This is a genomic window from Ruminococcus turbiniformis (assembly GCF_020687545.1).
GTDB lineage: Bacteria > Bacillota > Clostridia > Lachnospirales > Lachnospiraceae > Mediterraneibacter > Mediterraneibacter turbiniformis.
The window spans coordinates 182,189-201,659 of record NZ_JAJEQX010000001.1; the positions used below are offsets into that span (position 1 = coordinate 182,189).

The following is a 19,471-nucleotide window of genomic DNA, read 5'->3' on the forward strand; positions in this document are numbered from 1 at the left end:
CAGGACATTCTCACTGCTGAAGGTATTCCTCCAGTGTAATCCCCTGTTCTGTGATTTCTTTTGCCGCATCTTTTCCGACATATCGGTAATGCCACGGTTCATATATAATTCCGGTCACATCTCCCTTGTCTTCCGGATATCTCAGAATAAAACCGTACTCCCAGCAATGCTCCATCAGCCATTTCTGTTCTTCTGTATCTCCCTGTCTGTCATCCAGCGCCTCATACTCTGACGAAATAATATCCACCGCCAGACCCGTGGCATGCTCACTTGTTCCCGGAACCGCCACAGAGAGTTTCGTCTCATCATAGGCATCCAACGGAGAATACCCCTGATAAATCCAGTCCTGCATCGTCGAACTGAACACACTTCTCTGCTGCTCATAGGAACGGTACGCCGAGGCCACATACATGCTCAGCCCCTGTTCCGCCCCATCGGACATCATATTCTGAAGATCCTCCGCAATTCTGGAGTCCACAGATCTCTCCGTGTCAATTTCAGTCATCTCCGCCGGAGCATAAGAAGTATCAAGCGGATGATCCTCATTTACAAGAGCAAGCGCCCAGTCGTCGGAATCACTTGCCAGAAGTTCCGCACTGTTCTCAACGGCCTGTGTTTTCATCGCCTGTTCTTTCAGGCTTTCATTTTCTTTCGTCAGTTCTGCGTTTGCCGATGCAAATTCAGCTCTGTCAGAAGAAAGTACCTGATACGCTATCAAAATGGTAAAAAGGATTCCCGCCGCAGCGCCCAGAATGATTCCCATGACAAACATTCTTTTCAGTTTAGTACTTGTTCTTATTCGTCTCATAGCAACAACTCCATGTGCAGTTCTGCATCAATCTCATCATCTGTAGAGCACACCGCCATTTTATAAGGCAGTCCTTCCGCATAATATTCTCTGTAGTAATAATTTTCCGGAAATTCTTCCGGCTGCCTTGCGAGAACCGGAGGCTCTCCCAGACAGATGCAGAAAGAATTCACAGGCAGCGCCATTCCTTTGCCCGTTGCTTTCATAAAACTTTCCTTCAGCACCCAGTAGCGGTAAAAAAGATCTGCCTTCTCCTGCTCCGATTCCTTCTCTTCAATTGCACGGACTTCTTCCGGGCAGAAGAAACGTCTCGCAAGCTTCATCTTGAGCGGGCCCATCTTCTCAAGATCGCACCCCACCCGTACATTTCCGCCGTCCCTGCCGTCTACACAGGCGGCGCACATCACATACGAGCCCGAATGAGAAAGGTTAAACGGAGCATTCTCCGGCAGACTGTATCTTTTTCTTACCCTCTGCCACAGAACCCACACTCCCGCGCTCTGTGCCTTCATAACACCGGACTGAAGCGCATCCGCCTTTTTCCTTCGGAATTCGGGCAGCTCCCTGTAATATCTTTCATAGCAGTCGCTTTCAAAAAGCGGCGTAACATCTGCTATCCAAGTTCTGACCATATCTCAGCCTCTTAAATATCTGACTTCAAATGTCTCGATCGTAATCGGTTTATTGAACAGCGCCCCCTGCACATAATCACAGCCAAGCTCTTTGAGAACGTTAAGCTGGTCCCGTGTCTCCACCCCGGAAGCCTGTACCGACGCGCCGAGCTGACGGCAGATATCAATTACCGCCTGCGCCACAATACGGCTGCGTGAGTTTCCCACAATATTTGTAATCAGACTTTTATCAAGTTTCAATCCGTCAAACTCCATAAGTGAAAGGATCGAAAAACTGGAGTCTTTCGCGCCGAAATGATCAAGAATTACCCTGACGTTGCCCTTCCGGATCTTGCTGCTTGTCTCTGCAAGCATTTCCTGGTTCATGTCATTTCCCGACTCGGAAACCTCAACTTCAAGGTACTCGCATCTGACATGATACTTCTCAATCAGATGAAGCATCTTATCCGCAATGCTCTCCTGCCGCAGAGTCGCCCCTGCGAAGTTCACCGAAATCGGAATCAGCGGGATTCCGTCGATTTCCCACTTGTGCAGAGTCCGGCAGACTTCCTCGAACACATACAGATCCAGATAATGGGACAGCTTTGTCTCTTCCAGAAGATTAATGTATTTGCCCGGGTTGACAATTCCGAGATCTTTGTGATGATAACGGACAACCGCTTCCGCTCCTGCCACCCGCTCGGTATGCACATCCACTTTCGGAACAAGACATACAATAAAGTTGCCATGCTCCAGGTCTTCCAGCAGATCCTGTTTTATAATCGGTTCATGATGGCCTTTCTTGAGATTTTTATAATACTTTTTCTTCTCATCGCGCATCATGACTTCCGCATTATTTACCAGTTTCTCCACCTCGATATCGATCTTTTCCCATGCATACCCCATCGACACGAGTCCGAGACTGATATTGTCAAGTTTTGTATGTGCGGCGTAAATCTGTTTTGTAAAATCTTCGTAGGAAGTATTCTCCATAAGAACCAGATATTCATCTCCGGTCAGGCGGTACACTTCGCCGCCGTGAAAATGTTCCTCCAGGACTTCACCGACACGTATAACGACTTCATCGCCGTATTCCCGTCCGAATTCCTTATTGAAATTTTTCAGACCGTTGATGTCAACCGAAAGCGCACCGAGCGATTTCAGTGAACGTTCCTCCACATTATCAAGATAATCCACAAGGCTGTTGCGGTTAAGCAGACCCGTCAGGTCATCGTGATAGCTTAAATATTCCTGCTGCTTCTGCAGTTTCTGAAGCGCAATTGCCTGCGGAATATACGGCAGAAGCGCACGCATCAGATCCAGCGTACATCCGCCCCGGTGCACTCCCACAACAGCCAGTATCACCGTTGTATCATCCGTGATCTGACGGAACACACTGTAGCAGTCTGCGGTCGTATCCGTAATTTCTTCCTTCATCCACTTCGGCTGCTGATCCTCGGAAAGCAGTTTGAGACGATCTCTCTGCCACTCCACATTCTCCGCACACCATTCATAAATCGACTCGATGTCCCCCTGCTCTTTTTCTATATAATAAGCATATTCCGCGTCATAATAATCACGCACTGTACTAAGGACATCATTTATAATCTCCATCAGAGAACGTGGTTTATAACTTTCACTCATTTCCATCTCTCCCCTGCTTAATCCTGAAAACTGCAATAAATCAGATCTCTCACTTCCGGCATAACCTGTCATTCTCCGTCAAATCCCGTCCAAAACACCGTCATACGCCGTCACTTTTATATTGCATAAGCATATTTATTGTAGTATACCATTCTGTAAAATGCAAGAAAAATTGCTGATTTGTCGAGAGGGGCACTGAGTGGATAAACATCCGCATGCATCAGATCACGCTATCCCTCACAGGCATCGCTTTCGCTCGGGAAACAACGCAGTGGGTGCATAAGAGCGTAAAGGACACGCTCTAAGCACCAGCGTTGTTTCACGGCCTGCTGCGGGACACCGTGACCTGCCGCACGCTGGGCTTCATTCAATCAGCTGTTTCCTCCGGCAAATCAGCAGTGTAAATATATTTTGCATCAGCGATAAGCCACATTCCGATAATTGAGTTATAGCTCGATCATATTCCTCACTCACACTTTATATCGAGGCGCCGCCCAGCGCCTCGGTGCCTTCTTTCCTATCCCCGTGATTTTCAGAGTGCCTGGATGCGCCCAGCCGTAAGGAGGGTGTTGGTTGAACCCCGTAAAGCAGCGCCGGTACTTGGTGTGCGTACTTTGCGCACCTATGTACCGCTGCGCTGCGTCCCGAACGAAAGTGTGGGTGAAACCAACACCCTCCTTACAGCGGACGTATCCTACTCACTCCGTCAAATCACAACTTGCCACTGGCAACTTTCGTCCGCATATGTTATGATACACACAAAGCATTAACCATTTCCAGCATGTTTTTATTCTAAGAATGCACGATGCCATTTCAGAAATTCTAATCACATTCAGGAAAATCTCAATGCTTTTATTCCCATTCAACACAGCAGAGAGATTTTTCGGAAGGATCAGTTGGACGAAACAGTCTCTTCTGCACCATTTATTCAAAAAGGAGGCTGTCATATGGCAAAACGCAACCGCAAATCCGGATGGAAGAGAGCCGGTGCAGGCAACACGATCAACCGTACATTCAAATCCACACTGTTTATCATGCTCTTTGAAGATAAGAACAATCTGCTGGAACTTTACAATGCAATGACGGGAAAACACTATACGGATCCCAAGCTGCTGAAAATCAACACTCTGAAAAATGCGATTTACATGTCCATGAGAAACGATCTGTCTTTTCTCATCGACGGCAGGCTTTCCCTGTACGAGCATCAGTCCACCTACAACCCGAATCTGCCGCTGAGGTTCCTTTTCTACATTTCCCAGCTCTACTCGGGAATGACGAAAAACGACAACCTGTACGGTACGGCGGCAGTAAAACTTCCGCCGCCGGAGTTCATCATTTTCTATAACGGGGAAAAGGAGATGCCGGAGCGGATGGTCAGGAAACTGTCTGATCTGTACACTTTCAAAACAGAAGAGATCCGGCTGGAGCTGGAAACCGTCATGCTGAATATTTCAGGAGATAATAACGCTCCTCTAAAAAGAGCGTGCCGGACACTCCGGGACTATGCCGTGTACACGGACAAGATCCGGGAGTATACAAAGACAATGGAACTGGAAGAAGCCGTGGAGCTCGCTATCAGGGAATGTCTCAGCGAAGGAATCCTGAAAGAATTTCTGGAGAAACACAGGGCGGAGGCGAAGGAAATGAGTATTTTTGAATATAATCAGGAACGTCATATGATGCAGGAGCGCGAAGCTGCCTGGAATGAGGGCAGAGAGGCCGGCAGACAGGAAGGGATGGAGGAAAACCTTCGGGAAATTATCCGGAATATGATCCAGCAGGGACTCAGCGACGAACAGATTATAAGTTACTGCAATATCACAAACGCGGAACTGGAAAAGTACAAAAAGGGATAAGTTTTGATTTGTCGGGGCACTGAGTGGATAAACATCCGCGTGCATCAGAACAGAGGTGTATCCGCCCGACAAATCAGCAAAAACAAAAGATAAAAGACGGAACTTTATTGACCCATAAACAAATTTGATATAAATGTAGTTCCCGGATGCGCCCAGCCGGAAGGAGGATGCTGGTTGAACCCCGTAAAGCAGCGCCGGTGTTTAGGCCGCGTCCTTTGCGGCCTTATGCACCGCTGCGCTGCGTCCCGAACGGAAGTGCGGGTGAAACCAGCATCCTCCTTCCGGCGAAACCATACTATTTCCTCGTAAAATCACAAGTTATGAATTACTCATCACAACCCCTTCTACCACATCAGCCACATGTTCACACGCATCCGCGCAGCGTTCAAGATAAATATAGATATCCCTCCATGCAATAATACGGAGCGGGTCTTTCGACTCGGCGTAAAGATCTCTCACACTGTTCAGGAAGAGCTTGTCGCACACTTCTTCCAGGTCATTGATACGGATTACCAGGCTCTTCAGGTTCTTTGAGCGCTTAAAGTCCTTAAATTCGACGAGCAGTTCCCGGACTGCTTCGCAGCACTGAACAACAACTTCGACCATCTTAAGAGCATCCGGCTCGATTGTCTGTACGTTGTTCATATATACGCGGAGCATGACATCTTCCACTTTATCCGTCATATTGTCAATATTCTGGCTCAGGGAAACAATATCTTCCCGCTCAATCGGAGGAATAAATTCCTTTGCAAGGCGGTCCAGCATATCGTGCTTTTTCATGTCAGCACTGTGCTCAATCTGGTGAATCCGGTCGAGCTGTGCTTTCAGCCTGTCCACATCAAAGTTTTCCAGTGTCTCTTTGAGCATCTGAGCCGCTTTGCATGAATCTTCTGCACATGCTATAAAATTGTCAAAATAGAATGAATCCTGTTTCTTTGCCATTTTTTCTTCCTCCTCTGACATCTGTCCGGCCGCCTTTTCCTTGCATGATCTGCGGCACATTTTTTCTGCTTTCTATGTTTCTTATTTTCTCTATTTCTTAATTTTTTTCTGTTTTCTTTTTCTTTTCTGTTTTTCTATAAAACCGCGGCGAAAATTTCTATAAAACTGCGACGAAAATCTTCGCAACGATAAAACTGATCAGTCCGCATCCCGGGAATGTGAAAATCCACGTCAGCATCATGTCCTTCACCACGCCGAAGTTGATCGCGGAAAGACGTTTCACCGCGCCCACTCCCATAATCGCGCTTGTCTTTGTGTGTGTCGTGGACACCGGAATACCGAATACACTGGAGAGGAGAAGGCAGACCGCTCCGGCCAGATCGGCTGAAAAGCCCTGGAACTTCTCCAGCTTCACCATATCCATTCCCACGGATTTTATAATCTTCTCTCCGCCGACACTTGTTCCCACACCCATAACCACACTGCACAGAAGCATCAGCCAGACCGGAATCACCATGCCGACCACATTGTTCTGACCATTGCAGAAGGCCATTCCGAGAAAAAGGACACCGATAAATTTCTGACCGTCCTGGGCTCCGTGCATGAAGCTCATGAACGCCGCGCCGAAGATCTGCGCCGGCTTGAAGAATTTGTCCGTCCTGCGCCGGTCCATTCCCGCACAGATAATCGCGATAATCTTACAGATTCCCCAGCCCATAAAGAACCCGAGCGCAAGACTGAGCACCAGTCCATACAGAACTTTTACCCACTCGTCAAAATTGATGCCTCCGATTCCGTTATGTATGGCGATTGCGGCTCCTGAAAGTCCCGCGATCAGACTGTGGCTTTCACTTGTCGGGATTCCGAACACGGAAGCGGCAACACTGTACACAACAATGGAAAACAGAGCCGCGCAAAGCGCGATAAGCGCCTCATCCGTCTCGCCCCCGAAGTCAACCATATTGCTGATGGTCGATGCGACCGCACTGTTGATCTTCGTCATCACAAGAACTCCGAGAAAATTAAACGCCGCGCTCATCATAATTGCCGTGCGCACCTTCAGGCAACGGGTCGCGATGCAGGTTGCAATCGCGTTCGGCGCATCCGTCCAGCCGTTTACAAAGATTACTCCCAGTGTAAGAGCAACGGTGATCAGCAGGACCGGATTAGAAAACACCTGTTCACAAAAACCGGAAAATGATATATCCATAGTTCCTCCCTCTTCTTTCTGTCTGTTGGAAATTCCTTGACACTGCGCAGAAAACACCGGACTTTTACAATGCCATGCCGCTCAAACGGACTCAGGCAAATGCGGGCCCGGTATTTTTGCACAAAAAAACAGCACTTGGAAAACAACTGCCGGCGTGCTGTCCCGCACGCAATATCCTATATGTTACATTGGCTTCCTCCTGCTGTTTATTTTACATATTTTTAACCTAAATATAACATCAGATTCCCCATGTGTCAACAAATGTATGTATTTCCTCACAAAAACTAAGCGCTGTCTTTATACTGCCTCTCAGTATAAAAACAGCGCCTTGCCGGCCGGATGTTCCGGTTGTTCCCTGTTCTGTTTTCAGAATCCCGCAGACTCTTCTACAGATTCCACTTCTTCTCCTGGGCGAGTTTCAGCCTGTTCATAGCCCTCGCCAGAGATGCCTGGGTATGATAATACTCCTGTATGCTCTGCTTCTGCCGCATCTGTTCCTCAGCTCTCTCCCGCTGCTCCTCGGCGCGGCGCACGTCGATGTCCTCCGGGCGCTCCGCCGTGTCCACAAGCAGGGTTACACGGTTGTTGACGATCTCTGCAAATCCGGTTCCCACAGCCACGTCTGTCCACTGCCCTTCCTCAAGCTCCATATGAGCGATTCCGACTGCAATGGCGATTACCATATTTTCGTGATATGCCAGAATCCCTTTTTCTCCGTCCGTGGCGGGAATAATCAGCTTCCGGCAGCGCCCGTCATAGAAAATTTTGTCACTTGCTATGATCCTAAGACCAAATGTTTCCATGTGCATCCACTCCTGTTTTAGCGATTCTCCTCTTCGGCCGCCTCTGCCTTCGCTTTCTCAATCACATCGTCGATTGTTCCCACATTGAAAAATGCGGACTCCGGATACTCGTCCATCTCACCGTCAATAATCATCTTAAATCCGCGGATTGTCTCCGCAAGCGGCACGTATTTGCCGGGTGTTCCGGTAAATGTCTCCGCCACAAAGAACGGCTGGGACAAAAATCTCTGTATCTTTCTCGCACGCATTACCGTTGCCTTATCCTCATCGGAAAGTTCTTCCATACCAAGGATCGCAATGATATCCTGCAGTTCCTTGTACTTCTGAAGGATTGCCTTCACCTGGTTCGCAACTGTGTAATGCTCCTCGCCGACCACGTCAGCCTCCAGAATACGGGAGCTTGACTCCAACGGATCCACCGCCGGATAAATTCCCTGCTCTACAATCTTTCTCGAAAGCACTGTCGTTGCATCCAGATGGGCGAATGTGGTCGCCGGCGCCGGGTCTGTCAGGTCATCGGCCGGCACGTAAACTGCCTGCACAGAAGTAACTGATCCGTTCTTCGTAGAAGCGATACGCTCCTGAAGCTCACCCATCTCTGTCGCAAGCGTAGGCTGGTATCCAACAGCCGACGGCATACGCCCGAGCAGGGCGGACACCTCAGATCCCGCCTGTGTGAAACGGAAAATGTTGTCGATGAAGAGAAGCACGTTTCTGTGTTCCTCATCACGGAAATACTCCGCCATCGTAAGTCCTGTCTCCGCAACCCTCATACGCGCTCCGGGCGGCTCGTTCATCTGCCCGAACACAAGGGCCGTCTTCTCGAGAACTCCGGACTCTCTCATCTCTGTCCAGAGGTCATTTCCCTCACGGGAACGCTCTCCGACTCCTGTGAAAATGGAATATCCTCCGTGCTCTGTAGCGATATTCCGGATCAGCTCCTGAATCAGCACGGTCTTTCCAACACCCGCGCCTCCGAAGAGTCCGATCTTACCGCCCTTCGCGTAGGGTGCAAGAAGATCGATAACCTTGATACCCGTCTCCAGGATCTCCACTACCGGGCTCTGTTCTTCGAATGTCGGCGGTTTTCTGTGAATGACCCACTGCGGAGAATCTGTGATCTCCCCGCCTTCGTCAATCGTCTTGCCAAGTACATTAAACAGTCTGCCGAGAGTCTTCTCTCCGACAGGCACCTTGATGCCTGCTCCTGTCGCAGTGACTTCCATATCTCTGTGAAGCCCCTCGCTTGCAGCCAGCATCAGGCAGCGCACCTCATTGTTTCCGAGATGCTGGGCCACCTCCATGATGCATTTCTTTCCGTTGTTTTCAACTTCCAGCGCATCTTTGATAAAGGGAAGGTCGCCGTCTTCAAATAATACGTCAACAACAGGCCCCATCACCTGTGTAATTCTTCCTTTATTCATGTTCTGTCTCTCTTTCTGCTGCAGTCCGGCCGCGCTCCGATATTCCATCGCCCCTGCCGGTACAGCTCTGCTTCCGCTGTTTCTGCTTCCACGCTTCGGCTTTGGCACATCCGCTGCTTTCTTCCGCGCCTCTGTTTCTGCGTTTCCGCTATTTCTGCTGCGCTCTTGCACCGGCACAGACCTCTGTGATCTCCTGCGTGATCGCGGCCTGCCGGGCTCTGTTGTACGCGATCGAAAGATCGTGAATCAGCTCCTCGGCACTGTCTGTAGCCGATTTCATCGCCATCATTCTGGCGTTGTGCTCACTCGCATATGCCTGGACCAGACATCCGTAGATCATTCCCGTCACATAATTTGGCACAATACTGTCCAGCACACTCTCCGCCGACGGATACAGTTCAATAAACTCGCGGTGTACGTTGAGCGGCATTTTCATCTCATTGAAGGAGCTTCTCTCAAGCGGCAGCAGCTTAACCACCTCTGCTTCAGACTGAATCGAATTCTCCATCCGCGTGTATACGATATAAATCTCATCAAGTTCCCCCGCCTCAAACTGCTCAAGCAGAACACCCGAAATGTCTCTTGCCCGGTGCATGGTCGGATTCTGTACCGTATACTGAAAATGCGTGTCGATTTCCACGCCGCGCCTCGAAAAGTAATGTCTTCCGTATTCCCCTACAATAAAGAGCCTGTGGATTCCCGGCTTCGCCAGGATCTCTTCCTCCAGCTTCACAATATTGTGATTGTACGCGCCGGCAAGCCCCTTGTCAGCCGTCACCACGATGGACGCGATCTTACGCTCGGCAGCCGGAATCTCTTCCCTGCGGAGGAAATAGTTGTGCTCCAGCTCCGGCAAATGCCGCAGAATTCTTGATATCTCGCCCTGCAGCGCATAGAAATACGGCTCTGTATCACTCAGTTTTTTCTTCGCCTGTGTCAGCTTGGACGAAGAGATCATGTACATAGCATTCGTAATCTTCATCGTGTCTTTGACACTGTTGATTCTGCCCTGTATCTCTCTGATATTTGCCATGTTGTCACCTGCTCTTCTTGAATTCCTTTGCCGTCTCCACGATCTTTTCGATGAGCTCGTCAGACAGTACCTTCTTCTCCTCGATTTCCTGTCCGATTTCAGGCCGGTTCGCCTCAAAATAAGCGAGCATGTCGTTCTGGAATTTCTTGATCTCTGTACGGGGAACTCCAAGCATCAGCTTGTGAGTCGCCGCGCAGAGCGTAATCACCTTCTCGTGAAGTGACAGCGGGTGATAGAGGGGCTGCTTTAACAGTTCCATCAGGCCGCTTCCGTATTCAAGCTGTTCCTTTGTCGCCGCATCCAGATCAGAGCTGAACTGCGTAAACACTTCCATCTCTCTGTACTGCGCAAGGTCAATACGGATACTTCCCGACGCCTTCTTCATCGCCTTTGTCTGAGCGGCGCCTCCCACACGGGACACGGAAAGTCCTACGTTCACCGCAGGTCTCATTCCGGATGCGAACAGTCCGCTCTCCAGGAAAATCTGTCCGTCTGTGATCGAAATCACGTTGGTCGGAATGTACGCGGACACGTCTCCGGCCTGCGTCTCGATAATCGGCAGCGCAGTGATAGATCCGCCGCCTTTCTCCTCGCTTAACCGGCTCGATCTCTCCAGCAGTCTGGAATGCAGATAGAAGACATCTCCCGGATATGCCTCACGTCCCGGAGAACGCCCCAGCAGAAGAGAAAGCGCACGGTACGCAACCGCATGCTTGGACAGATCATCATAGACGATCAGCACGTCTTTTCCCTGGTACATAAAATACTCTGCCATGGCAGTTCCCGCATACGGGGCAATATACTGAAGCGGCGCACAGTCGCTTGCCGTGGAGGACAGAACGATCGTGTAATCCATCGCGCCGTATTTTTTCAGTGTGTTTACAACCTGCGCCACCGTAGATGCCTTCTGGCCGATGGCAACATAAATACAGATAACGTCTTTCCCCTTCTGGTTCAGCATCGCATCCATGGCGATAGACGTTTTTCCGGTCTGACGGTCTCCGATAATCAGCTCACGCTGTCCGCGGCCGATCGGGAACATCGCGTCAATGGAAAGGATACCCGTATCAAGAGGGACGCTTACTGATTTTCTGTCGACAATACCCGGGGCCGCGTTCTCGACCGGCCGGTAGTCCGACGCCTCGATCTCTCCCTTTCCGTCGATCGGCTCTCCGAGGGCGTTGATGACTCTTCCGATATACGCGTCGCCTACCGGAACACCCGCTCTCTTTCCCGTGCGGGTCACTTTCGTGCCCTCGCGGATCTCCGAGTCACTTCCGAAAAGGATACATCCGACTTCGTCTCTTCGGATATCCTGAACCATTCCCTTAAGTCCGGTTTCAAATGTGACGATCTCCCCGTACATGGCATGGTCAATTCCGTAGATCGTAGCGATCCCGTCACCGACAGCAACGACAGTTCCGACTTCACTGTCTTTGCTCATCTTATCAAAATTCTCTATCTCCTCCCGGAGTATAGAGATAATCTCATCTGAGTTGAATGAACTCACCTTTTTCACCTCCAGGTTAATGTTTCTTTCAATCTGTTCAGGCGTCCTTTCATGCTCCAGTCATACTCGTCGCTTCCCGCGCGGAGAATAAATCCCCCGAGAAGCGTATCGTCCCTGCGTATTTTGATACGCGCTTCTCCCGCGCCGTATTTTCTGCAGAGGAACGCCTCCATTCCCTTCTTCTGATCCTCGCTGGGAGGTGTGGTGCATATCAGCACGGCGTTGAGTACCTTTCCCTGCTCATCCACGCACCTGTCATACGCCGCAAATATCTCCTTTATGAGATCCATTCTCTGATATTTGCATGCCGTTTTCAGGAAATTTCTTATTTCCTGAGGAAATACTCTGTCGATCACACTCAGCTTTTTCTTCAGGGCAATGGTCGGATTCGTAAAGATATCCGTAAGCTGCGGAACTTCCTCAAAGATCTCCCGTGTTTTCCGCACGGTCTCCTCCGGAAGATTCAGCTCGTACAGCACTCTGCCGTATCCGGCCGCCGTAGAAGAGCATCGTACGTCAGTCGTTGTCTGCGTCTTCATGGCTCTCACCTGCTTCTTTCAAAAACTGATCGTATAGATCCTGGTTTTCCTGGTCGTCTGTATTTCTGCCAATGAGCTTTGCAGCGGACGCAACGGCAAGCCCTGCGATCTCTGCCTGCATTTCCTGCATTGTCTTCTCGCGTTCGATTCGTACCGTCTCCTTCGCGGACTCGATGATGCTGCCCGCCTGATTTCCCGCCTCGCCGACGATACGGTCATATTCCGCTTTCGCGGTTGTACGCGCCTTTTCGATAATCTGTATGGATTCCTCTTTTGCTCCGCTCAGAGCATTCTCATATTCCTGCTTTAGCTGAAGGGCTTCATTCTGTGTATTTTCCGCATTTTTCAGCCCGTCTTCGATCAGTTTCCTTCTCTTTTCCATGATCTGTGTCACCGGTTTGATAAGGAAGTGTCTCAGCAGAAGATAAAGAACGACAAGGTTTATAATGGTATAGACAAGGCTCATATTAATTGAAATCACCTTTTCCACCCGCCTTTCTCACTATCTTATATCCGTATCTGCCTCTGACTGAATTTAAAGAAGGATGATGATCAGAAGTCCGATAATGAAGCCGTAAATCGCGGTTGCCTCGGCAAGCGCACATCCGAGAATCAGGTTCTTGCTGATCTTGCCTTCAGCCTCAGGCTGTCTTGCGATTGCATCCATTGCCTTTCCTGTAGCGACACCGATTCCGATACCTGCTCCAATACCTGTCATAACTGCGATACCTGCTCCGATAGCAATAATTGTTTCCATAATAGTAATCTCCTTTTATCAACTGAATTTAATGTTTGATGTTCTTATTCCATCTCCTCGGTCATGAACAGCGATGTCAGGAATACGAATACATACGCCTGCAGAAGGCCGTCAAAAATATCAAAATAAAAACTGACCGGGATCGGAATAATAAGAGGCACGAAAAACTTCAGAAGTTCCAGCACCACAAATCCGGCTAACATGTTTCCGAAAAGTCGCATACACAGCGACAGCGGTCTGATTACAATCTCAAGCACCATAATCGGCGTCACAAGCGGCACAGGTTTTGTAAAATGTCTCAGCCAGTGACCGACTCCGTTTTTGCGGATGCCGGAATACTCAATCAGACACATGCTCATAATCGCAAGCGCTGCCGTCACATTCAGATCCTTTGTCGGCGGTTTAAAGCCGAACAGCGGCGCGAGCGTATTGGCGGCTGCCAGATAGAGAAGGACTGTGATCAGATACGGAATGTATCTTCTTCCTTCCTTTCCGAGGATCCCTTCCAGGAAATCCTGTGCCCATCCGATAGCAGCTTCCAGGGCGAGCTGTACTTTTCCGGGGTTCTCAACACGCAGATTCCGCACCAGTATAATGGACAGAATGACGAGTACCGCCATAATGATCCAGGTGACGGCTACTGACTCCGAGATATCCCCCAGGACCGGAAGAGTGAAGACTGTCTCACAGCTTAGTTCTTCCATAAGTGTTTCTGTCAGATCTCCCGTATTACTCCCTCCTTTTCATTTGATTTTTCATCCGCAGGTACGAAAAGGATACGGGACAGAGTCTTTTGAGCATAAAAAAAAGAGCTGCTCTTCATTGAACCCCCTAGATCCTTTTTCACTTTTCAGTTCCCGGCAGGCCTGCGCCCGAAAAGACATTTTTCTTCTCAGACGAGGACAGCTTTCCTTATTATATAGTTTTCTCGAAAGCTGACTAAATATTACGCCCCGGCCCCGGTTTTGTCAACATTTATACCGAGCAGATTCTTTTTTTGGCAAGCCCTGTTTTTTATTCCAATTTGTCCTTTTTTTCAACAATACAATATGAATTTTTATTCATTTTTTATCTATCATTTTGTGTCGGAGCCTTTGTATTTCTTTTTCTGTTAAATTTCGTATGCATTTCTCTATTTTTATCATACATTTTTGTAAATTTTGTACAGTAATATTTGCTTTTCCCCAAATTCCCAATTCAGTTTTTGTCAAAATCGCTTTCCAAATCCGGTATAATTTCGCCCTGAAATAGCAAACTTATCTCTGGATATATCAGGAATACTGTCTATAATAGGAAATATATACTAATTGGCGATAAGCCGCAGGCATTTTTGTTCACACCGCGCATCCGGGAGGCTGACACAATGAATTTTATCCGGCATATGAAAGCTTCATATTTTTCCACATTCTCAGACCGCTTTTTCTTTCTTTGCGGCCTGATTCTGGCGGGAAGCGAGGCCGCAAAGCAGCTGACTCTGACTTTTATCCTCGGAAACGGCCAGTACAACTGGTGGTATTTTCCCTTCCAGCTCTGCAGCATTCCCATGTATGTACTTCTCGCCTGGCCGTGGTTTCGCAGTGATTCCATCCGCAGGATGCTTCTCTGCTTTCTCATGACATATTCCCTTTTGGGCGGCATCGCCGTATTCGCAGACACAAGCGGGCTGCACTATCCGCTTCCCATACTGACCGTCCACTCATACCTGTGGCATTTTGCCCTCATCTTCATCGGGCTCTGCGCGGGAGTCCTGTTTCTGAATAATCTGCTGCAGAAAAGGAAAAGCGTGCTGTTTTCCAGCACACTTTCCTCAAAATATCCGCCTCGCCCGTTTCTTCGCAGCACGCTCCTCTATCTGGCATGCTGCCTTGCGGCCGAAATTTTCAACCTGTCTTTTGACCGCTTCGGAACAATCAACATGTTTTACATCAATCCCGATTACCGGATGCAGCAGATCGTCTTCCGCGATCTGGTGCCGCTCATCGGAAACAGCGCGGCCATCCTAGTTTACATCACCGCTTCCATCACCGGGGCTTTCCTCCTCTTTCTGCTCTGGGGCGCCGTCTTCCGCATCCTGCGGCGGCGGAGGTAGCATCCCCGGATGTCTCCGCGGGATCTTGACTCCTTTTTCCTCCAGTTCGTCCATCTCCACAGAAATCTTCAGAAAATCCCGGTCAGCGGACTTTCTCCGGGGAATAAAGCTTCCCACAAAAATCCCCTTCCCCCGGTTCTTTACATACAAAAACCCGAATACGGAAAAGATAAACGCACCGATAAAATTGACAATCAGATCCTGCATGGTGTCTATCAGTCCGATATCAAGATACCCTCCAAGTCCCAGCTCCTGTCCGTTCACGGCAGTCTCTGTGATGCCGTCAATCACATAGGGCACATTTCTTCCGGCCGGGTCCAGCGTCACCGAGCGGATCACATGGATCACCGTGTCTTTCTGCATATCATAGCCGACTACCTGGTCCATAAAAAATTCAAAAAACTCCCACACAACTCCGATCGTCATGGAGAAGCAGAACGCCACAATCGCCGTGAATATCGGAGACAGATGGAATGATGTCCTCTCGCTTCGGTTCAAAAGGTCAACCAGCGAAAACCCGATGGCTGCCGCCAGGAATCCGTTGACAGTGTGAAGCACCGTGTCCCAGAACGGAAATACCAGATAGAATTCGCTGATCTCTCCCAGTATCTCCGCGGCAAATATGAAGACGAGAATAATAATCTCCAGCGTCGTCGGCAGCTCCACCCGGAACGTAATCTGGATAAAACTCGGTATGACAAGAAGCAGAAGCGTCAGAGCGCATAAAAATACATTTTCATAATTTCTGTTAATGAGCTGAAGAACAAGCATGAGAATCACAAGAGCACGCAGTGTAAAATATACAATAAACGAACTCTTGTGTTCTCTCAGTTCCATGTAAAGCGCCTCTCCGAAATTTTTCAGCCTTCCCTTTCTGCGCGGCTCTCCTTCCGGCGCCGGACCGTTCGTCTTCTTTTTCTCCTCACTCACATGCAGCACCCTCTTCCCTTTCATTATCTTTTAAGTTCTGGATAGAGAAGATTGTACCACAGTGTTGCGGAATTGTCCCGAACATTTTTATATCAGTTCAGCCATAGAGCTGCTCGGCCTACTGCTCTCTCAACCGCTCCACAAGCGTCCTCTTCTGAAATCTGCGCACCATGCACTCTGTGATCAGCACCGGAACGAGCACAATAAACACCGCATATCCGAGGAAAAACCAGACCGGAAATACAAAGTTCATATAGTCTGCTTCAAAATGCCTCAGTATGAGAATCATCGCATATCCCGCAGCCGTTCCTCCGATCAGCGTGATCGCAATGTTTCCGGCAGCCATGAGAATTCCTTCGGTACGCAGCATGTTCGTAAGCTGTTTTCTCGTCATCCCGACAGACTGGAGCATGGCAAATTCGTGATCTCTTGTCAGGATATTCGTGATCAGCGTATTGACAAGGTTGATCAGGGCGAACCCTATGATGAATGCGCTTAAGCCCACCATAATCGAGAAGAGAAGCGTAAACTGCGACTGCACCTGGAGCATCTGCTCTTCCAGCGTATGACAGGAAAGATAGGGCTCCTGCTTTACGATCCCGCTCAGTGCAGCATCGATCTGCTCCATCTTCTCCATGTCCGTCTCAACGACAACAGCCTCTCTCAGGTTGATCCCCTCTGTCATCTCTTTTAACGTATCCTCCGGGAGAAGGAAATCCGCATATGTGTCTCCGGCCTCCTGGTCGAGCACTTTGCTCATCGTTCCCATGACCGTAAACGTCCGTTCCTGCATGGCCTCTCCGTCATACCATCTCAGCGTTATTTTATCGCCAAGCTCCGGAGCCCATCCATACACTTCCTCCCAGTAGGCGGAACTTAAGCAGATTATCCCGTCCTGCGCAACCATATCGTCATAGTCAAATTCGCCTTCCATACCGTCCGCGTTCAGAAGCGGTTCCGTGCGTTCTCGCGAAAACGGCTGTACATTCGTATAGTCGTCTCCGAATCCCTCTGACTCCCAGCCAGTTTCCAGGGACTCGATCACATGAAGTTTCTTCACGCCGTCGATATCCTGAATCTGCTGCAGCAGGTCGTCCCCCAGAGGATGGGCGATCTGCAGATCCGTCTGCCCGTGCTCCGCTGTCTGCTGAAGGTTATAAGAATAGTTGATGAGAAACTCCCCGTATCCAAGCTCACCCTGCCGGGCATAGTCCTCCAGATTTGCAGACGTCACATACACAGCCGCCAGCATGAAAAGGATACCGCCGATCCCCATGGACAGCATCGTAAGCGCAGATCTTTTCCTGTTTCTGGAATGGCTCATAAACGCAAGGTTTCCGGGTGTAATCTTTCTCGCCAGTTTCTTCGTCTTTCCCGCTTTCTCCCCATCATATCCGGAATATTTCGCCGCCTCCACAGGGGAGATCGAAGAGGCAGTCTTTGCCGGTTTCTGCACGGAGATCAGCACCATGACGACGTTTGCCGCTGCCACCGCCGCCGCGATGACAGCCGTATTAATCCAGCTCCAGCCATCCGGACGCAGTGCATATCCGACCGCCCCGCCGATCACAAGCCCTATGGGAATCCCGGCCGCGCTTAAAATCAGCCCTTCCATGCGCACCATTTTCCGGATCTGCCGCTTTGTCATGCCGATCGTCCGCAGCTGTCCGAACTGCCGGATTCTTCCAACTACAGACAGATAAAAGACACTGTAAATGACAAGCACACCGATAAAGAGAAGCGCGATTCCCACGCCGATAATTACGAACGTCTGCTGCATTTTCAGCGAGTTGCCCGGCAGCACATCGAGGAAATAGTTGTTGATATTCATATTTTCCCGCGCAAGTCCGTACTCATCGCCGAAAGAATATGCCATTTCCTGAAACTCTGACTGGGTCAGCTCATCCGCCCCGTGGAAGCAGACCGCAGCCTGCCAGGGAACATCTTTGAGCTGGCTTCCCTCTCTTGCATACTCCTCGGAGAAATAAACTCCGTATACCGACATATGTTCTTCTGTGTGATAGAGGCCGGACAGCACGTAAGTCTCCGTGGTCCCGTCAAGCCATGTAAAAGACACCGTATCTCCCGGTTTCGCCGTGCTCCCGATCCGGTTTAAATAAGCGTCTGAGAGCATCACCTCATCAAGCTCATCCGGTATCTCTCCCACAGACGGCTCTATCGTCGTTATCTGCGCCCCGTCCTCTTTCAGAGGCGCCGTATAGGCCGAGGGCTGTACCATATTTCCGTCGATCTGTACGCTCTGGCCGCTCTTCAGGCCGATCACGTAGCTGGTCCGGTCATCCTGTGCCATCTCTCCCAGCTGATCCTCCGTAAGCCCGGAGTAAATGATGTGCTGCATCACCGCTACCTGGCGCTTCGTGGCAGTTTCGATCCCCGAATAGAAAAGTGCCATTACCGAAAGCAGGCTGACGGAAAGGACGATCGTCAGGATAACGAAGACATTTCTCAGCCGGCTGCTTTTCACACTTCTGACCGCAAGGGAGCGCACAAACCCGGCGTTGTTGTTCGCCGCCGCTCTTCCCCCGGACCTCTTTACGGCTTTCGCTGCTTTTCTGTCTCTCTTACGGCTCATACAGTCCACCTGCTTTCCGTGATTTTTCCATCCTCAATCCGGATAATGCGGTCCGCAGTCTGGGCGATCTCTTCATTATGAGTAATCATGACAACGGTCTGGTTGAACTGTCTGCTTGACGCCTGGATCAGTCCGAGCACATCCTGGCTTGTCTTTGAATCCAGGTTTCCCGTGGGTTCATCCGCCAGGATCAGCGCCGGTTTTGCGGCAAGCGCTCTTGCGATCGCCACTCTCTGCTGCTGTCCGCCGGAGAGGTTTCCCGGCATCTCAGTGAGTCTGTCTTTCAGGCCGAGAAGCCCGATCACCTTTTTGATATACGTGTCGTCCGGCTTCTCCCCGTCCAGAGATACCGGAAGGATAATATTCTCGTACACATTCAGAATGGGGACAAGGTTATAGTTCTGGAAGACAAACCCGATCCTCCTTCTTCTGAATATGGTCAGGTTCTCGTCATTCATTCCGGAAAGCTTCTTCCCCGCAATGATGACCTCGCCCTCTGTCGGCACGTCCAGTCCGCCCATCATATTTAAGAGGGTAGACTTGCCGCTCCCGCTTGTTCCCACAACAGCGACAAACTCCCCCTCTTCAACAGTGAGCGACACCCCGTCAAGAGCGCGCACGATATTCGGTTCTTTTCCATAATATTTTTTCAGATTCTCTGTGATCAGAATACTCATTTTCTGCCTCTCCTTTCTGTTGATATTGAAAGGATAACAGGGAAA

General features: G+C 49.7%; 18 protein-coding genes. 2 read left to right on the forward strand and 16 right to left on the reverse strand.

The window, feature by feature from the left end; translation table 11 throughout:
• Positions 1–10 precede the first annotated feature (10 nt).
• Genes LKD70_RS00890 through LKD70_RS00900 form a run of 3 tightly spaced genes read right to left on the reverse strand, consistent with a single transcriptional unit; the run spans position 11 to position 3,063 of the window.
• Complete coding sequence (locus LKD70_RS00890; protein WP_227706172.1) at positions 11–808, reverse strand: M15 family metallopeptidase; 798 nt, start codon at positions 806–808, stop codon at positions 11–13.
• Positions 805–1,440 carry a 4'-phosphopantetheinyl transferase family protein gene (locus LKD70_RS00895; protein WP_227706173.1) on the reverse strand — a complete coding sequence of 212 codons (636 nt, stop codon included), beginning with the start codon at positions 1,438–1,440 and terminating at the stop codon, positions 805–807. The genes LKD70_RS00890 and LKD70_RS00895 overlap by 4 nt, the downstream gene beginning before the upstream one ends.
• A 3-nt stretch (positions 1,441–1,443) precedes the next feature.
• Positions 1,444–3,063, reverse strand: coding sequence for a bifunctional diguanylate cyclase/phosphodiesterase (locus tag LKD70_RS00900; RefSeq protein ID WP_227706174.1), 1,620 nt, complete (start codon positions 3,061–3,063; stop codon positions 1,444–1,446).
• A gap of 947 nt (positions 3,064–4,010) precedes the next feature.
• Between LKD70_RS00900 and LKD70_RS00905 the strand changes: the two genes are divergently transcribed.
• Positions 4,011–4,919: a hypothetical protein gene (locus tag LKD70_RS00905; RefSeq protein ID WP_227706175.1), complete on the forward strand. Its 909-nt coding sequence runs from the start codon at positions 4,011–4,013 to the stop codon at positions 4,917–4,919.
• A gap of 318 nt (positions 4,920–5,237) precedes the next feature.
• On the opposite strand, the gene LKD70_RS00910 is transcribed toward LKD70_RS00905, so the two are convergent.
• The 10 genes from LKD70_RS00910 to LKD70_RS00955 all read right to left on the reverse strand — a co-directional run bounded on the left by LKD70_RS00910 (position 5,238) and on the right by LKD70_RS00955 (position 13,841).
• Positions 5,238–5,861, reverse strand: a complete 624-nt coding sequence (locus LKD70_RS00910) for a DUF47 domain-containing protein (RefSeq protein WP_227706176.1) — start codon at positions 5,859–5,861, stop codon at positions 5,238–5,240.
• A gap of 157 nt (positions 5,862–6,018) precedes the next feature.
• The gene (locus LKD70_RS00915) at positions 6,019–7,071 is read right to left on the reverse strand and encodes an inorganic phosphate transporter (protein ID WP_227706177.1); all 1,053 of its coding nucleotides are present in this window, start codon (positions 7,069–7,071) and stop codon (positions 6,019–6,021) included.
• A 386-nt stretch (positions 7,072–7,457) separates the two neighbouring features.
• Entirely contained in the window at positions 7,458–7,874 is a 417-nt protein-coding gene (gene atpC, locus LKD70_RS00920) for an ATP synthase F1 subunit epsilon (RefSeq protein WP_227706178.1), read from the reverse strand.
• A gap of 17 nt (positions 7,875–7,891) precedes the next feature.
• Positions 7,892–9,298, reverse strand: coding sequence for a F0F1 ATP synthase subunit beta (gene atpD, locus LKD70_RS00925; RefSeq protein WP_227706234.1), 1,407 nt, complete (start codon positions 9,296–9,298; stop codon positions 7,892–7,894).
• 148 nt (positions 9,299–9,446) lie between these two features.
• A complete protein-coding gene (atpG, locus tag LKD70_RS00930) occupies positions 9,447–10,331 on the reverse strand; it encodes an ATP synthase F1 subunit gamma (RefSeq protein ID WP_227706179.1) in 885 nt (294 codons plus the stop codon).
• 4 nt (positions 10,332–10,335) lie between these two features.
• Complete coding sequence (atpA, locus tag LKD70_RS00935) at positions 10,336–11,850, reverse strand: F0F1 ATP synthase subunit alpha (RefSeq protein ID WP_407690870.1); 1,515 nt, start codon at positions 11,848–11,850, stop codon at positions 10,336–10,338.
• The gene (atpH, locus tag LKD70_RS00940) at positions 11,847–12,380 is read right to left on the reverse strand and encodes an ATP synthase F1 subunit delta (protein WP_227706181.1); all 534 of its coding nucleotides are present in this window, start codon (positions 12,378–12,380) and stop codon (positions 11,847–11,849) included. The genes atpA and atpH overlap by 4 nt, the downstream gene beginning before the upstream one ends.
• Positions 12,358–12,861 carry a F0F1 ATP synthase subunit B gene (gene atpF / locus LKD70_RS00945; protein ID WP_227706182.1) on the reverse strand — a complete coding sequence of 168 codons (504 nt, stop codon included), beginning with the start codon at positions 12,859–12,861 and terminating at the stop codon, positions 12,358–12,360. The genes atpH and atpF overlap by 23 nt, the downstream gene beginning before the upstream one ends.
• A gap of 54 nt (positions 12,862–12,915) precedes the next feature.
• Positions 12,916–13,137 carry an ATP synthase F0 subunit C gene (gene atpE / locus LKD70_RS00950; protein WP_227706183.1) on the reverse strand — a complete coding sequence of 74 codons (222 nt, stop codon included), beginning with the start codon at positions 13,135–13,137 and terminating at the stop codon, positions 12,916–12,918.
• A 44-nt stretch (positions 13,138–13,181) separates the two neighbouring features.
• Complete coding sequence (locus LKD70_RS00955; protein WP_227706184.1) at positions 13,182–13,841, reverse strand: F0F1 ATP synthase subunit A; 660 nt, start codon at positions 13,839–13,841, stop codon at positions 13,182–13,184.
• Positions 13,842–14,500: 659 nt separating this feature from the next.
• Here LKD70_RS00955 and LKD70_RS00960 point away from each other — a divergent pair.
• Positions 14,501–15,226 carry a hypothetical protein gene (locus LKD70_RS00960; protein ID WP_227706185.1) on the forward strand — a complete coding sequence of 242 codons (726 nt, stop codon included), beginning with the start codon at positions 14,501–14,503 and terminating at the stop codon, positions 15,224–15,226.
• Here the strand turns inward: LKD70_RS00960 and LKD70_RS00965 are convergent.
• The 3 genes from LKD70_RS00965 to LKD70_RS00975 all read right to left on the reverse strand — a co-directional run bounded on the left by LKD70_RS00965 (position 15,137) and on the right by LKD70_RS00975 (position 19,426).
• Positions 15,137–16,063 (reverse strand): hypothetical protein, encoded by a 927-nt coding sequence (locus LKD70_RS00965; RefSeq protein ID WP_227706235.1) that lies wholly within the window; start codon positions 16,061–16,063, stop codon positions 15,137–15,139. The genes LKD70_RS00960 and LKD70_RS00965 overlap by 90 nt on opposite strands.
• Positions 16,064–16,274: 211 nt before the next feature.
• Positions 16,275–18,749: an ABC transporter permease gene (locus LKD70_RS00970; RefSeq protein ID WP_227706186.1), complete on the reverse strand. Its 2,475-nt coding sequence runs from the start codon at positions 18,747–18,749 to the stop codon at positions 16,275–16,277.
• Positions 18,746–19,426: an ABC transporter ATP-binding protein gene (locus LKD70_RS00975; protein ID WP_227706187.1), complete on the reverse strand. Its 681-nt coding sequence runs from the start codon at positions 19,424–19,426 to the stop codon at positions 18,746–18,748. The genes LKD70_RS00970 and LKD70_RS00975 overlap by 4 nt, the downstream gene beginning before the upstream one ends.
• Positions 19,427–19,471: the final 45 nt, after the last annotated feature.

Coding starts and splice junctions, on each gene's coding strand:
- LKD70_RS00895 (WP_227706173.1), bottom strand. CDS start 1,440: ATGGTCAGAACTTGGATAGCAGATGTTACGCCGCTTTTTGAAAGCGAC.
- atpH (WP_227706181.1), bottom strand. CDS start 12,380: ATGAAGACGCAGACAACGACTGACGTACGATGCTCTTCTACGGCGGCC.
- atpE (WP_227706183.1), bottom strand. CDS start 13,137: ATGGAAACAATTATTGCTATCGGAGCAGGTATCGCAGTTATGACAGGT.
- LKD70_RS00955 (WP_227706184.1), bottom strand. CDS start 13,841: ATGGAAGAACTAAGCTGTGAGACAGTCTTCACTCTTCCGGTCCTGGGG.
- LKD70_RS00975 (WP_227706187.1), bottom strand. CDS start 19,426: ATGAGTATTCTGATCACAGAGAATCTGAAAAAATATTATGGAAAAGAA.
- LKD70_RS00910 (WP_227706176.1), bottom strand. CDS start 5,861: ATGGCAAAGAAACAGGATTCATTCTATTTTGACAATTTTATAGCATGT.
- atpC (WP_227706178.1), bottom strand. CDS start 7,874: ATGGAAACATTTGGTCTTAGGATCATAGCAAGTGACAAAATTTTCTAT.
- atpD (WP_227706234.1), bottom strand. CDS start 9,298: ATGAATAAAGGAAGAATTACACAGGTGATGGGGCCTGTTGTTGACGTA.
- LKD70_RS00915 (WP_227706177.1), bottom strand. CDS start 7,071: ATGGATATATCATTTTCCGGTTTTTGTGAACAGGTGTTTTCTAATCCG.
- LKD70_RS00970 (WP_227706186.1), bottom strand. CDS start 18,749: ATGAGCCGTAAGAGAGACAGAAAAGCAGCGAAAGCCGTAAAGAGGTCC.
- LKD70_RS00900 (WP_227706174.1), bottom strand. CDS start 3,063: ATGAGTGAAAGTTATAAACCACGTTCTCTGATGGAGATTATAAATGAT.
- LKD70_RS00905 (WP_227706175.1), top strand. CDS start 4,011: ATGGCAAAACGCAACCGCAAATCCGGATGGAAGAGAGCCGGTGCAGGC.
- LKD70_RS00890 (WP_227706172.1), bottom strand. CDS start 808: ATGAGACGAATAAGAACAAGTACTAAACTGAAAAGAATGTTTGTCATG.
- LKD70_RS00965 (WP_227706235.1), bottom strand. CDS start 16,063: ATGGAACTGAGAGAACACAAGAGTTCGTTTATTGTATATTTTACACTG.
- LKD70_RS00960 (WP_227706185.1), top strand. CDS start 14,501: ATGAATTTTATCCGGCATATGAAAGCTTCATATTTTTCCACATTCTCA.
- atpG (WP_227706179.1), bottom strand. CDS start 10,331: ATGGCAAATATCAGAGAGATACAGGGCAGAATCAACAGTGTCAAAGAC.